The organism is Cupriavidus pauculus (assembly GCF_008693385.1).
GTDB lineage: Bacteria > Pseudomonadota > Gammaproteobacteria > Burkholderiales > Burkholderiaceae > Cupriavidus > Cupriavidus pauculus_D.
The window spans coordinates 1952572-1965823 of sequence record NZ_CP044065.1; the positions used below are offsets into that span (position 1 = coordinate 1952572).

Consider the following 13252-nt stretch of genomic DNA (forward strand, 5'->3'; position numbering starts at 1 on the left):
CGCTGTCGCTATCGAGCATACGCCCATATTGGGCCTGCGGGCTGATAGTCTTACTATCGCGGGAAGCCCATACTGGGTCGCCCTCGTCAATGGCGCGTCAAGTTTGCTCAACGATCCGGAGGATACGGTGCCAAAACTGCTGGACAAGTCGTGGGTGGTTTTTGAAAGCCTGGAGAACCCGGAAGGGAATCGCTGCGTCGACCTTTTCACGCGTCCAGACCGGACGTTCGGCTTCGAGGAATTCCGAAAGGACCCCGAGGACGGCGGCGTCTGGACATCGGTTCGGCATTTCGCCAATCAGTCCTTCGCTTCGCGTGCGGAAGCACTCGCGGCAGCCCGCCGCGTCGTCCCGTGGCTCATCGCTTCGATGGCGCCGGACGGCCAGCGCTCTTAGAGACCGTAGTACCGGCAATTGCCCATGATGCGGTCGCGTTCATGCTGAGGAAATTGCCCACCCGCAAGCAGCCGCCGAAGAGCGTCGCGGCCCTGTTCGATGGCGCCGACGTAATATGCGCTGACGACGAGCTCATCCAGTGCGCGCCATGCATAGACGCCATCGTCAATGAATAGCGAGTCGGCCGGACGCGGCACGGCGGCGGCCTGCTGCGCATAGAGGTGGGCCAGCGCGAATTCGCCTCGCAGCCGGTGGTAACGCGCCAGCGCGCAAAGCGGCTCCGCGCGCGCAGGGCGGAACTGGTAGGCATCGAGATAGGCTGCCTGAACGTCCTCCCGCGCGTCGCCGCGCCGTTCCCGCAGCGCGCCGATTTGAAAGCGCGCGTACCAGACTTCCTCTTCCCAGCCGCCCATCGCGGCGCGGTCCTGGTAGTGCTGGATGGCCTCGCCCAGCTTGCCCGCATCGCGATAGCTTTGCGCGAGATAGAAGCGATAACGCGTGTTGTCGGGCACCTCGCGGACTGCATTCTCGAGGACCTCGATGTCGCGCAGGTACGTCTGCGGATCGCGCGCTCGCGCGCCGTCGCGTGACACGACGATGGTGGCGTGCGGGAGCGCCTCCCAGCGGTGCGGCCCGTCCTGCGTCAGAAATTCATGCAGCACGCCTTCCCACCGCCATGGCTGACGCGCGCGTACCAGCGCGTTGCGCAAATAGTGCCAGCCATCCAGTTCGCAGCGAAACTGGTAGCCGTCGGCCTGCAGGTCGGGCCACGCGAAGCCGTGTTCCATGCGGAGCGTTTCGTCGGCATCGATACACAGCACGTAATCGTCCACGCCTGCCATGGCCGTGCGGGCAAGCGCCATGGCCTCGTTGCGGTTGTGCGCGAAATCGCGCCATGGCCGCTCATGCAGAGTACCCGGCAAGTCGGCCATGAACCGGCGGATCGCGTCCTGCGTGCCATCGCTCGACCCGGTGTCCACGATGACCCAATGGTCGATCCACGGCTTCACGCTGGCCAGGCAGCGTTCGATGACCGGGGCTTCGTCCTTGACGATCATGTTCAGGCAGATGCGGGGCACGTCAGACTCTCCGAGTGGCAAAAATCCGGGCGAAGGATACCCGCTTTGCCGGTCCCGCGCGAATCGCGCGCGCGTTCTGTCTGCCCCTCCGAGGGGGGGCAACAATGCAATAACCCGTTTGAACCGTTCATGGCTAACATGCTGGCCGCCACGGGCAGTGGTCCGCATAACCGCGCCGGAGGCCGGGTCTTCGAAATCTATCAATCTTTGACGGGAATGGGAAAAATGAAACAACGACAATGGGCTGCCGCCCTTTCGATCGCCACGGCTGTACTTCTTGCAAGCTGCGGCGGCGATGACAGCACAGGAACCAGCGCAAGCACCCCCACGGCCCTGCCGGCAGCCACGATTTCCGGTACGGCGGCCACAGGTGCGCCGATCACCAACGCCGCGCTGACGATCAAATGCGTCAGCGGGCAAGCGACCGTCACCACCGGCACGGATGGCAGCTGGAGCGCTACCACGGCAAATCTGGCACTGCCTTGCGTATTGCGCGTGACCACTGCCACCGGTGAAGTGTTGCATTCGTACATCGAAAGTGCCGGCACGACCAACGTCACGCCGATTACCGAGCTCGTCGTCGCCGCAGCGTCCGGCAGTGCCGATACCGAGGCGTTTTTCACCAGTTTTTCCACGGTCTCCGCCGCAGCCGCCAGCGACAAGCTCGCGCTGGCCATCACGCAGGTCAAGCAACGCCTGGCGTCCCTTGGTGTCGACGCCGATTCGCTGAATCTGCTGAATCAGAAGTTCAACCCCCGCAACGGCGACAAGTACGACGATCGCCTTGAGGAAATCGCGGCCAAGCTCAAGCAGGCCAATTCGACGCTGGCCGCGCTATCGAGCGATGTGGCGCAGGGCAAGGTAGGTCCGGTAGGCCCCACTGGCGCGACGGGGGCGACCGGGGCGACGGGCGCCACGGGTGCGACGGGCGCGAACGGCGTGGATGGGTCGCCCGGCGCGACGGGTCCGCAGGGGCCGACAGGCGCCACCGGTGCAGCGGGTGCCACCGGCGCTACCGGCGCCACGGGGGCCACAGGTGCTACGGGTGCTACGGGTGCTACGGGCCCGACCGGCGCCACCGGTGCCACCGGCGTATCCGGTTCAAACGGCGCGACCGGCGCGACAGGGGCAACGGGTGCCACGGGCGCAACGGGCGCAACCGGGCCCACAGGCGCTACGGGTGCCACCGGTGCCACCGGTGCCACGGGCGCGACCGGCTCGACTGGCGCAACGGGCGCCACGGGACCTGCTGGCACGGTTCCCGGCCTGGGCAATCCCGACACCACCGTGAGCGATGGCACCGGCGCTGACTGCACGATGGCGACCGTGTGGCTGTCCGCCGCCAGCTTCGCGGCTGGCGGGACGCATGCCGACGGCCGCATCCTGAGCATTCAGAGCAATCAAGCCCTGTTCGCGCTGCTGGGCACGAAGTTCGGCGGCGACGGCGTCAGCAACTTCCGGCTGCCGGATCTTCGGCCGCTGGAGCCTACCGGCCTGTACTACGTGATCTGCACGCAGGGTATCTTCCCCACCCGACAATAAGGTCCCCTCCTTTTGGCTCCTGGCAGCGCAAATGGCAAGGCCGCCCCACTCTGTCGGGCGGCCTTTTTGTCGCTGTCGTGACCATCGCCCCGGCGCATCCAATCCGCCTGGAAGGCAGAGCGCGCGCCATCACCCCTTGCCGCCGCATCCGCTGCCGCTCAGCACGAACGCCGACACGTCGTCGCTGACGGGAGACAGCCAGCGCAATGGCGTGGAAAACACGCCGATGAGCAGCGTGTGCGAGAGATGGCCGTATTCGCGATGGGTCACCGGCACGCCGGCCGCGCGCAACTTTTGCGTCATCTGCCGCGAATTGCGCTCGGGATCCACGAGCCGGTCGCCGATGTCGACACCGATGAACGAAGGCGGCGATTGCCGGGTGACGAGGTCGATCGGCTGCGAGTCGGCTGGATAGTTCGGATGATGGAAAACCGGTTGCGCATCGGGATTGACGATCGGCAGGAAGTCGTAAGGCCCCGCGAGGCCGATCCACCCGCGCAGCTGCGTCGGCGACGCCCCCGCCGCCGTCAGCCACCGCTTGTCGAGCGCGATCATCGCGGCGTTGTAGGCGCCCGCGCTGTGGCCCATGACGAAGACCCGCGAGGGATCGCCACGGTAGGCCGCGATGCTGCGCAGTGTCCATGCCACGGCCTGCGCGCTGTCGGTCAGGAAATCCGGATAGGTGACCTCGGGATAGAGCCGGTAATCGGCGATGACCGTCAGAATGCCGTGGCGCGCGAGATTGGCGCCCACGAACGCATAGTCCGCGCGCGACCCGGAATTCCACGTGCCGCCGTAGAAGAACACGACGACGGGCGCCTTGTCGCCACAGGCCGGTTCACGCGGCACATAGACGTCTAGCTGCCCGCGATCGCCTGCCGCGTAGGCGATGTCCTTCAGGTGGATGTAGTCGCCCGACGGCGTCAATGCATTCAGCGCATCGACCGTCGAGCATCCACCGATGGACAGCAGGAACGCCGTCGCCGCCACGCGCCACATCGCTCTCGCGCTCATCGGGTCGGGGGCGCGGCAAAGTGCCGCTGAAGCCAGCGTACGGGCGCGCCGATCACCGGGAGCTGCCGCCACAACGCGGCGGCGTCCCAGTAATCGCAATGCATGCACACGCGCCCATCGTCGTCGAATTGCAGATGCGTGCTGCCGGGCACGACGAACGCATGGCCACGCACCGCGCCCGTGAACACCCATGTGGCGAAGGCTTCCTGGTCGCCCATGACCTGGCGCTCGATCGCGAAGCGGGGAGCGTCGACGGTCTCGAACATATGCGCGAACAACGCCTGAATGGCCGCGTGGCCCCGCACGCTGTTGAAGGGATCGGTAAAGCGCGCATCGTCCGCGTAGTAGCGCGGGAGGTCGTACAGCGACTGGGGCGTCAGCGAGGCGTACCAGTCGAGCAGCGCCGAAAGCGTTTGCGAATCTCGGGTGGCGGTAGTCATGTCATGCCATGTTCAGGAAGAGTTCATCAATCGTTGCAGCAGCGAAAGCCGCAACCGATACGGCAGCATGCTGAGCAGGCGCATGACCGAGGTGAATCGCGACGGGAATGCGATCTCGAACCGGCCGCGCGCGAGGCCGGACAGGATCGACGCCGCGGCCTCCTCGGTGGTCTGCAGGGCCGGCATCGTGAAGTCGTTGCGCGCCGTGAGCCGCGTGCTCACGAACCCGGGGTTGACGAGGTACACGCCGATGCCGTGCGGATGCAGCTCCGCGTATAGCAGCTCCGCCAGGTTGATCATGGCGGCCTTCGTCGGTCCGTAGATGGTGGCGTTCGGCAGGCCGAGGTAGCCTGCCACGCTGGCGAGCATCACCAGGCTGCCGCCACGGCGCGACATCATCGCCGGCAGCACGGCGGCCAGACCGTAGTAGACGCTCGACAGGTTCGTCTCGATCGTATTGCTCGCCTCGGCCGCGTCGATTTCCCACGGACGCAGCGGCCGGTAGTCGGCGGCGCAGAAGACGATCATGTCTACCGCGCCCCACGCCTGGCACAAGGCATCGTGCGCGGTCACCCAGTCGGACGGGACGCGCGCGTCCATCGGCGCGACCAGGCCGCATGGATGACCGTCGATCACGGCAGCCAGGGCGCCGGCCCGCCGCGCGGAGACCGCGACGCGCGCGCCCCGCGCCAGCAGCGCCTGCGCCAGCGCCGCGCCGATGCCGCTGGAAGCGCCGACGATCCAGACGCGCTTTCCGGCCCAGTCCGTCCAGCGAGGGTTCATGGAAAAGCCATGCATGGCGACATCCGCCTGATTCAGGGAGCGGGACGGCGGAAGAACACCGTCACCTGGCCGACTTCGAAACCGAACTTGGTGACACGCGCGCGATTGATCAGCGTGCGGTCGTCCACGAGCACCATCCAGTCGTCGAACTGCACGTCATAGGTCTTGTCATCGACGGGCAATTGCAGCGTGTACCGCCACCGCAGGACGTTGCCAGCGGCCTGGCCGCTCGCGCTGCCCACGACATCGGGCGCGGTGCCTTGCCAGCTGCCATCGGCGGCCCGCGTCAGCGTCCATGTGCGATGCTGCGTCGTGCCGTCGCTGTAGCGGAAATCCTCGTCGAGCACGAAGCGCCCATCGCGCTCCTGCCCCTGCAGGTCGACGTAAAAGCGCTTGACGATCTCGCCGCTCCGCTTCTGGAACATGCCCCACGCCTCCGTGCGTCCCGCGAAGAAGCGGGCAACGTCGAGGGCCGGCTTCTGGTCGGCGTAGTGGGCGACGTCCGGCGCGGAGCATGCCGTGCAGAGCGCGGCGACGGCGATGGCGCCCAGAGTGGCAACGAATTTCATGAGGACATCTCCTGCGCCGGATACCGGGCGGAACGAAGCAGCGCCATCGCGGCAAGTTTGAGAACGCAAGGAAGACCGGCATACATGAACGCCAGCGCGTGCCCCGTCGCGCCGATGGCCGGCGTTCCCGGCTGGTAGCCCAGCCATGCGAGGACGGGCAACGTGAGCCCTGCGATCGCCAGGCATAGCTTGGTCAGCAGCGTCCAGACGCCGTAATAGACGGCGGGTCCCTCGCCCGCGGGAATGCGCGTGGCCAGCAGGACCGGTGGCAGCGCGAGGTCGGCGCCCACCGCCAGACCCGACATGGCGCAGATGAGCAGGAACGGCAGGACGCCGCCGGGCTCGAGCAACGCCGCCCACACGAACGCAACGATGGCGAGCGCCATGGCCAGCCGCCACGCATGCATGGCGCCGATGCGGTACGCGATGTGCACCCACGCCGGCAGGCCGGCCGCGCCCGCCACGAAATACAGCGTCAGGCAGGGGGCGACCCACTGCGGCGCCATCAATCGGTCTTCGATGAAGAAGATCGCAAGGGTAGCGGGAATGGCGACGGCGATGCCATTCAGGAAGTAAGGGGCCAGCAGCGCGCGAAAGGCGCGGTTGTGGCGCACGGCATGCCATGGCCCTGGCGCGGCGCCCGCCAGGGCGGCTTTCGCATTCCACGGCGGGGCCAGCCGAAAAAGCAGCCACAGCGCGGCGACGAGCAGCGCGGCGAATAGCGACGCAAAGGCGGTCATCGCCAGGCGCGCGTCGGTGCCGGCGATCGTGATCAGCGTGGCCGGAATCGCGGTGGCAAGCAGCACGCCAACGAGGCCCGCACCCTCGCGCCATGCGGCGGCGCGCGCGAGCGTATCGTCATCGCCGAGACGCGCGGCCCATGCCAGGTAGGCGATGTTGATCAGGCTATGGGCAAGGTAGACCGCGACGAGCGTCGCGCCCAGCCATGCCGCCAGCCAGGCGTCGCCCGAAACAGGCGGCAGCCACAACGCGGCGAAGGCCACGGCGAGGCAGAGCGCGGCGCCTCCCATGACCGGAGTCAACGCATGGCGGCGCGCCAGCTTGTCCACCCACAATCCAAGCAGCGGGTCTTGCGCGGTATCGATCAGCCGCGCGGCGAACAGGACGATACCCGCCAGCGACAGCGACATGCCCATTCGCGTGGTGTAGTACGCCGGCGCCTGAATGTAGACGGGCAGAGCCACCATGGCGAGGGGCAATCCCAGGGCGCCATAAGCGGCAAGTCGGCTGGCGGTGGGCGCGGTCATGACGGCAGGCCCAGCAGGTGCCTGCGCAGCGCCGGCGCGCGCGTGGACGGATCGAGCCAGATCGAGAAGAATGCGCGGGCGAGCATGGGGTCCTCCAGTGCGCCAAGGGCGCGATCCCCCGCGTAGAAGCGCGCCCCCTGGCCGGGCAGATAGACGCCGGTCAGCACGTCGCCGGCGCGCACATCGGGCAGCACGCGCGACAGCGCGGCGCGCCACTGGTCCAGCGTGGCTTCCGGGATCGTCACCGCGGCGAGGCGTTTGATCTCGTCCATGCTGGTATCGGTGAGCCGTTCGCCCGAGATGCCGCGGGCGTAAGTCAGTCGCAGCGCCAGCGGCGTATCGAGCGTGACCGGGGTCTGTGCCGCCCAGAGCTGCGCGGTGTAGATGCGGATGCCGAACCAGCGGAAGTCGCCTTCGCCTACCATCCGGACGTCGGCGGTACCCGGCCATGCGTCCCGCCACGCCTCCGCTCGCGCGGCGGTCACCGTCGCCATCATCGCGATCGTCGCCATCGTGGCAAGCAGAGCGATCGCCATGCGCTGTGGCCGGGTATTTCGCACGTCAGGCCTCGCGCGTGAGCAGGAACTGCATGACGTCGGTGCGGCCTTCGTCGAAGCCCGCTTCGCAGTAGCAGAAGTACAGATGCCAGAGCCGCAGGAAAGCCGCGTCGAAGCCCTGCGCGGAGACATCGTCGCGCCGCGCCTGGAACGCGTGGCGCCAGCGCCGAAGCGTCTCCGCGTAGTCGGGACCGAAGGCCAGCACGCTGCGCGCCGTCAGCCCGGCCCGCGCCGCGACGCGCGATAGCCGCTCGGGGCTCGGCAGCATGCCGCCCGGGAAAATGAATTCGCGAATGAAATCGCTGCTGGCGCGATACGCGTCGAAATGCGCATCGGCGATCGTGATGGTCTGGATCACGGCCCGGCCGCCGGGACGCAGGCAGGCGCGAACGATGTCGAAGTACTTGCGCCAGTAGGCCTCGCCGACGGCTTCGAACATCTCGATCGAGACAACCGCGTCATAGTGGTCGCCGCGCGCGGGGAGGTCGCGGTAGTCGCACAATGCCAGATCGATATGGCCACCGATATGGCCGCCAATATCGCCACCGATGCCCGCCTGCGCGACACGCTCGCGCGCCAGCGCCAGTTGCGCGTTCGAGATCGTGACGCCATGCACGTGAATGCCGCGGCGTGCCGCGTGCATCGCGAAGCCGCCCCACCCGCAGCCGATCTCGAGCACGCGCATGCCGGGCCGCAGTTGCAGCGTGTCGACGATATGGGCGTACTTGGCCTCCTGCGCGTCGTGCAGCGTCCGGCCGGAATCGCCGTCGAACAGCGCCGCGGAGTAGGACCACGTGTCGTCCAGCCACAGCGCGTAGAAGGGATTGCCGAGGTCGTAGTGCGCATGGATATTGCGGCGGCTGCCGCGCGGCGTATTCCGGCGCAGCAGATGGCGCAGCTGATACCAGCGGCGGGACAGCCATGTGCCGACGATCGTGCGCGGCAGCACGGACTGGTTGCGCATGGCCAGGCGCAGCAGCGCCGTGACGTCGGGACTATCGACCCACTCGTCCCGCCACGCCTCGGCAAAGCCGATGTCCCCGGCACGCAGGATCTTGCCGCAGGCGCGCCAGTCCCGCAGCGTGAGCCGCGCCCCGGGCGCGGCATGCGGATCCCCGAAGATCGTCTCGCGGCCGTCGGGCAGCGTGACCACGAGGTGCCCGATGGTCAGGCGACTGAGCATGGCCAGGAATGCGCCGGCGGCGATCGGCATGTCGCCGAGGCGAGACTGCACGCGGAGGCCGGAGGAGGAACGGTTCATGGGCGGATATCGTTGGGCAGGAGATCGGACAGGGGTTCGGCTGCGGAAGCTGGCGCGGATAGGGGCGCCGTCGGGGGCATGGCGGCCATCGCGGCCTCGGGATGCGCGGGCGGCGCGGCGCGCGATGCGGGCGGCTCGCTGCCATGGAACGGCACACCGCGCACCCACAGCCGCAAAGCCTGCCAATGGATGCGCGCCGTGACGGACAGCGTCACCCAGGGCTGCCGCAGCAGCGCGGCAAACATCGCGCCACCGGTCAGCGGGCGCTTCCATCCGGCAATCGACGTGCGGAGCAGCAGCCCGTCATCGTCGAAGTAATCGATTCCGACGAAGGACGTATCGGCCGTCTCGCGCAGATGAAACCCGTAGTGTCCGCGCACGTCGTTGAACGGCGACACATGCAGGCACTTGCGCGTGGCGAGCACGGTCGACTCGTCGATCGGTCCCAGATTCGGCGCCGTGACGAGGTAAGCGTGCCGTCCGCCGAACGTGTTGGTCACCTCGGCGACCAGCGCGCGCAACGCGCCATCGCGATCGTGGCAATACCAGAAGCTGACCGGATTGAACGCATACCCGAAGATGCGCGGAAACGTCTGCAGCCAGATCTCGCCGTCCTCCGGCAGCCCCGCCTCACGCAGCCCCGCCTCACGCAGGCGCGCGCGCATCCAGGTTGCGAGGTCGGTACCATCGCGCGGGCCATAGTCGGCCGTGCGCAGGCTCACGATGCGCGCGCGGTTCACGCCGAACCACCAGCGCTCGAGCCCGGGCAACGCATCGAGATTCACGCGCAGGCAGAACACCGGATAGACGAAGCGGTTCCGCACCGGCCGCAGGCGGTCGTGCATCACGCGGGAGGCAAGGAGCCATGCGATGGGCGTCATAGCCGTGCCCACGCAGGCAGCAGGCCGAAGTCATCGACCACGCGCAGTGCGGATTTCAGGCCGTCTTCATGGAACCCATAACCGGTCCATGCCCCCGCGTACCACGTACGGCGCTCGCCCTGCAATGCGGGCAACGCGCGCTGGGCGGCGATCGCCTGCAGGTCGAATAGCGGATGCTGATAGTGGAAGCGGCGCAGCTCCGTGCCCGGCGCGGGCTCGCGGAATGCGTTGAGCGTGACGACCACCGGCGTTCGGAACGGCAGCGGCTGCAGCTGGTTCACGAGATAACTGACGCAGACCGCGCGCGAGGACGCGTCGCGCTGGCCGCCCAGGTAGTTCCAGGCGGACCACACGCGCTGCCGCCGCGGCAGCAGCGTGGGGTCGGTATGGAGGATGGCGACGTTCGGCGCGTAGCGCACGGCGCCGAGCACCTCGCGCTCCGCGTCGCTCGCATCGGCCAGCATGCGGAGCGTGTCGGGCGCATGGGTGGCCATGACGATGGCATCGAACCTGGACGTCCCTTCGTCCGTCATCACGCTGACGCCCTCCTCATCGCGCCGGATCGCGCGCACGGGCGTCCGCAGCCGGATGTCGCCGAGCTCGGCCGCGATGCGCCGCACGTAGGCACGACCGCCGCCGGCGACCGTGCGCCATTGCGGGCGGTTGGCGATCTGCAGCAGCGCGTGGTTCAGGCAGAACCGCAGGAACGTGGCCGCGGGAAAGCGCAGCACGTCGGCGGCGGCGCACGACCAGATCGCGGCGGCCATCGGCAACAGGTAGTGCTGCTGGAACGGCTGGCCATAATTGCCCGCCACGAGCAGGTCGCCAAGCGAGCAGTGCGTGGTCTCCGCATCCGCAAGGTGGCGCCGCGCAGCGCCGTTGAAACGGACGATGTCGCGCAGCATGCCGAGGAACGTCGGAGAGAACGCGTTACCGCGCTGGGCGAACACGGTGTTGAGGTTCGTGCCGGCCCATTCCATGCGGCCATGGTCCATCGACACCGAGAACGACATGTCGCTCGCATGGGAGGCTATGCCAAGCTCGTCGAACATGGCGATGAGGTTGGGGTAGGTGCGCTCGTTGAACACGAGGAAGCCCGTATCCACGGGCGCGGTGTGCCCATCGAGCGTGACGTCTACCGTGTTCGTATGCCCGCCCAGGTAGTCGCCTGCCTCGAACAGCGTGACGCGATGGCGACGCGACAGCAGCCATGCGCTGGCCAACCCTGAAATGCCGGCGCCCACAACCGCGACGCTTTGTCCCTGTTCTGTGCTTTTAAAGGCTCTCACGACCCACCATCCTCTCTGCTTTTGTTCTTTCTGGCGCCCTTGGGCACTGCGAGTGCTAAGATGAGGCTACCGCTTCGGAAAGAAGACTACTACATAGTAGCGAGATTTACTAATGAGTATTTTCGGCAGGCTCAATTTCAAGGATCAGGCGTTTCAATTGCGCGAGGACGCGATCCTCGACGCGGCGACGCGCATCCTGGCTGGCAAGGGGTTCGATCTGATGACCATGGACGACGTGGCCACGGAGGTCGGCATTTCCAAACCGAGTCTCTACAAGCACTTCAAGTCGAAAGATGCGCTGGTGGGCGCGGCGATGATCCGCCTGATCGACGGAGCGCTGTCGTTCCTCGAGGAACTGCCGGCCGATCTCGATGCGGTGGGACGCCTGCGGGCGTTGCTGGAGTGGGCGCTGCGCGTGCGGCTTCAGGGAGGGCTGCCGTTCCTGCCCTCGACGAGTCCCGGTGTGCGGGACATGCTCACGCGCAACCTGGGCTATGTCACGCGGGTGCTGAAACTGAACGGCCAGTTGAAGGGACTCGTCGCCAAGGCAAAGGCGGCCGGCGCGCTCGACGCGAGCCTGCCCGACGACGTGATCCTGTTCAGCTATTACTCACGGACCTGCGATCCGGCAGTGGAGTACCTCCGGATCTATGCGAAGCTCGACGACGAGGCCATCGTCTCGCACATGCTGGACGTGTGCTTCGGCGGTATCGGCGCCGTAAAGCGGGCGCCGTAAAGCGCGCTCGATAGCTGACCGCCCTGCTCGGCCAGCAGGCGCTGGTTCTCCGTGGTCTGTTCTTCGGTAGAGACAGGCGCGGCCCTTGGTGCGGACGCTTATCGGCGCGTGAGGTGCCTGGGGACACGGCGGCGAATGTGTACGTACCGGAAACCCGCGCCCAAAAAACAAAACCCCGGAAGACCGCGATCTTCCGGGGTTCGCCGCCATTACTCCCTCGTACAGGCTCGCCGGACAATGCACCCATGGTGATGCGCATATTCCGGTAGCCATTGATGGGCCCGTGCGTGACAGTTTCCCAGCGAGATGGTGGATGCACGTTTGAGCGGGGACTCTATCGGGTTCTGCGACTCACAGACGTTCCGAAAGTGAAGATGCTGGTCGACGCGGGATTCCCGTTCTTGGCAAGACGAATCCTGCCGTTTTCTACTGACTGGCTCGGCCGCGTTTTCGCCGCTGACGCCGGCAGGCTCGACAGATGGGAGCCGATGGTGCTTATGCTGGAGCCCGGGACAGGGGAAGCGCTAGAGATCCCTTGCACCATTAAGAGCTTCCACGACCGCGAGCTGATCGAAAATAGGGATGCCGCACTTGCTGCCACGCCAAAGTCCTGCCAGCGGTCCTTCACCCAACTCGGCGCAGTCGTCCGAGGACGGCCAGGAGCGGCCGTTCAATCGCCCAATGAAAATGGCAAGTGTGTGTTGTTTGCGCGACACCCCTCGTCAGCATAGGGGGAGCGGCGTGGCGGTTTTGCTAAATTCCCTGCCACGTGAGCCAGCGACACATTCCTCCGCGGGACCAAGCAACAAAAAACTCGTTCATCTCCCCCTGAGGTATATCAACCTTCCAATCGCGAGCGAGGTTCCGCTCGTAGCGCCCGCTGATTCGTGCTGCAACTGCGGATCCATATCGAAGATCAGCCCGATGGCTACGGACCTGCGCCGCATGCCTTTGATGGGACTGGCCGGCACCGAGATTACGGTGGTGCTTCCGTTCCCCTATTGCGACGTGTGTGCCGTTACAGCGCGCCGGCGGAGGCCATCTCCGCTCGGGGTCATGGCCATTACTTGCTTGTTATCGCTTTGCTTCGGAATGACCTGGCTTTTCTTCGGCCCTCTACTTTCGGAAGCAATGACAACGTATGTCCTTGGTCCGATTGTCGTTAGCATGAGTTTGGCCTTAGTAGTGATCTACTATCGCCTGCGTAAGCCGAACTCTGGTCAGACCAGCTACTACCAGCCTGTGAAACTCAAACATACAGGCCACAAGTGGCCAGCGGATATTAGCGGGCTCGAATTGGCATTCACGAACCACGCATACGCAACTGCCTTTGCTACTGCGAACCAAGCTGCGATCGCGGTCAAGAAGCTGAAGGTCTCTCTCGAGTGACGTCTTCGGTGATGTTGTCCGAAGTCGAGCGTCCGGCGGTCCGCCATCGG

At 66.4% G+C, this 13252-nt stretch carries 15 protein-coding genes; 4 read left to right on the forward strand and 11 right to left on the reverse strand.

Annotated elements, in window-relative coordinates; translation table 11 throughout:
• Positions 1-127: 127 nt before the first annotated feature.
• Complete coding sequence (locus tag FOB72_RS08935; protein WP_150372193.1) at positions 128-394, forward strand: hypothetical protein; 267 nt, start codon at positions 128-130, stop codon at positions 392-394.
• On the opposite strand, the gene FOB72_RS08940 is transcribed toward FOB72_RS08935, so the two are convergent.
• A complete protein-coding gene (locus FOB72_RS08940) occupies positions 391-1473 on the reverse strand; it encodes a glycosyltransferase (protein WP_223851280.1) in 1083 nt (360 codons plus the stop codon). The two genes, FOB72_RS08935 and FOB72_RS08940, sit on opposite strands and share 4 nt — an antisense overlap.
• A gap of 200 nt (positions 1474-1673) precedes the next feature.
• On the reverse strand, positions 1674-1982 hold the full coding sequence (locus FOB72_RS32485) for a hypothetical protein (protein ID WP_223851281.1): 309 nt from the start codon (positions 1980-1982) through the stop codon (positions 1674-1676).
• Between FOB72_RS32485 and FOB72_RS32865 the strand changes: the two genes are divergently transcribed.
• Positions 1969-3015 carry a phage tail protein gene (locus FOB72_RS32865; RefSeq protein WP_317889524.1) on the forward strand — a complete coding sequence of 349 codons (1047 nt, stop codon included), beginning with the start codon at positions 1969-1971 and terminating at the stop codon, positions 3013-3015. The two genes, FOB72_RS32485 and FOB72_RS32865, sit on opposite strands and share 14 nt — an antisense overlap.
• A 129-nt stretch (positions 3016-3144) precedes the next feature.
• On the opposite strand, the gene FOB72_RS08950 is transcribed toward FOB72_RS32865, so the two are convergent.
• From FOB72_RS08950 to FOB72_RS08990, 9 genes are read right to left on the reverse strand one after another with little or no spacing between them, the layout of a single operon-like run.
• Entirely contained in the window at positions 3145-4029 is an 885-nt protein-coding gene (locus tag FOB72_RS08950) for an alpha/beta hydrolase (RefSeq protein ID WP_150372194.1), read from the reverse strand.
• Positions 4026-4469 carry a nuclear transport factor 2 family protein gene (locus tag FOB72_RS08955; protein WP_150372195.1) on the reverse strand — a complete coding sequence of 148 codons (444 nt, stop codon included), beginning with the start codon at positions 4467-4469 and terminating at the stop codon, positions 4026-4028. Before FOB72_RS08955 ends, FOB72_RS08950 begins: the two co-directional genes overlap by 4 nt.
• 12 nt (positions 4470-4481) lie before the next feature.
• Positions 4482-5267: an SDR family NAD(P)-dependent oxidoreductase gene (locus FOB72_RS08960; protein WP_223851282.1), complete on the reverse strand. Its 786-nt coding sequence runs from the start codon at positions 5265-5267 to the stop codon at positions 4482-4484.
• 17 nt (positions 5268-5284) lie between these two features.
• On the reverse strand, positions 5285-5821 hold the full coding sequence (locus FOB72_RS08965; protein WP_150372196.1) for a DUF3833 domain-containing protein: 537 nt from the start codon (positions 5819-5821) through the stop codon (positions 5285-5287).
• The gene (locus tag FOB72_RS08970) at positions 5818-7089 is read right to left on the reverse strand and encodes an MFS transporter (RefSeq protein ID WP_150372197.1); all 1272 of its coding nucleotides are present in this window, start codon (positions 7087-7089) and stop codon (positions 5818-5820) included. The genes FOB72_RS08965 and FOB72_RS08970 overlap by 4 nt, the downstream gene beginning before the upstream one ends.
• Positions 7086-7625, reverse strand: coding sequence for a chalcone isomerase family protein (locus FOB72_RS08975; protein ID WP_150372198.1), 540 nt, complete (start codon positions 7623-7625; stop codon positions 7086-7088). Before FOB72_RS08975 ends, FOB72_RS08970 begins: the two co-directional genes overlap by 4 nt.
• Before the next feature lie 25 nt (positions 7626-7650).
• Positions 7651-8907: a class I SAM-dependent methyltransferase gene (locus tag FOB72_RS08980; protein ID WP_411859781.1), complete on the reverse strand. Its 1257-nt coding sequence runs from the start codon at positions 8905-8907 to the stop codon at positions 7651-7653.
• Positions 8904-9788: a DUF1365 domain-containing protein gene (locus FOB72_RS08985; protein WP_150372199.1), complete on the reverse strand. Its 885-nt coding sequence runs from the start codon at positions 9786-9788 to the stop codon at positions 8904-8906. The genes FOB72_RS08980 and FOB72_RS08985 overlap by 4 nt, the downstream gene beginning before the upstream one ends.
• Complete coding sequence (locus tag FOB72_RS08990; RefSeq protein ID WP_150372200.1) at positions 9785-11077, reverse strand: NAD(P)/FAD-dependent oxidoreductase; 1293 nt, start codon at positions 11075-11077, stop codon at positions 9785-9787. Before FOB72_RS08990 ends, FOB72_RS08985 begins: the two co-directional genes overlap by 4 nt.
• Before the next feature lie 112 nt (positions 11078-11189).
• Here FOB72_RS08990 and FOB72_RS08995 point away from each other — a divergent pair, with 112 nt between their 5' ends.
• Both FOB72_RS08995 and FOB72_RS09000 read left to right on the forward strand, forming a co-directional pair.
• Positions 11190-11813 carry a TetR/AcrR family transcriptional regulator gene (locus FOB72_RS08995; RefSeq protein ID WP_150372201.1) on the forward strand — a complete coding sequence of 208 codons (624 nt, stop codon included), beginning with the start codon at positions 11190-11192 and terminating at the stop codon, positions 11811-11813.
• A gap of 924 nt (positions 11814-12737) precedes the next feature.
• Entirely contained in the window at positions 12738-13202 is a 465-nt protein-coding gene (locus FOB72_RS09000) for a hypothetical protein (protein WP_150372202.1), read from the forward strand.
• The last annotated feature ends 50 nt before the right edge of the window (positions 13203-13252 follow it).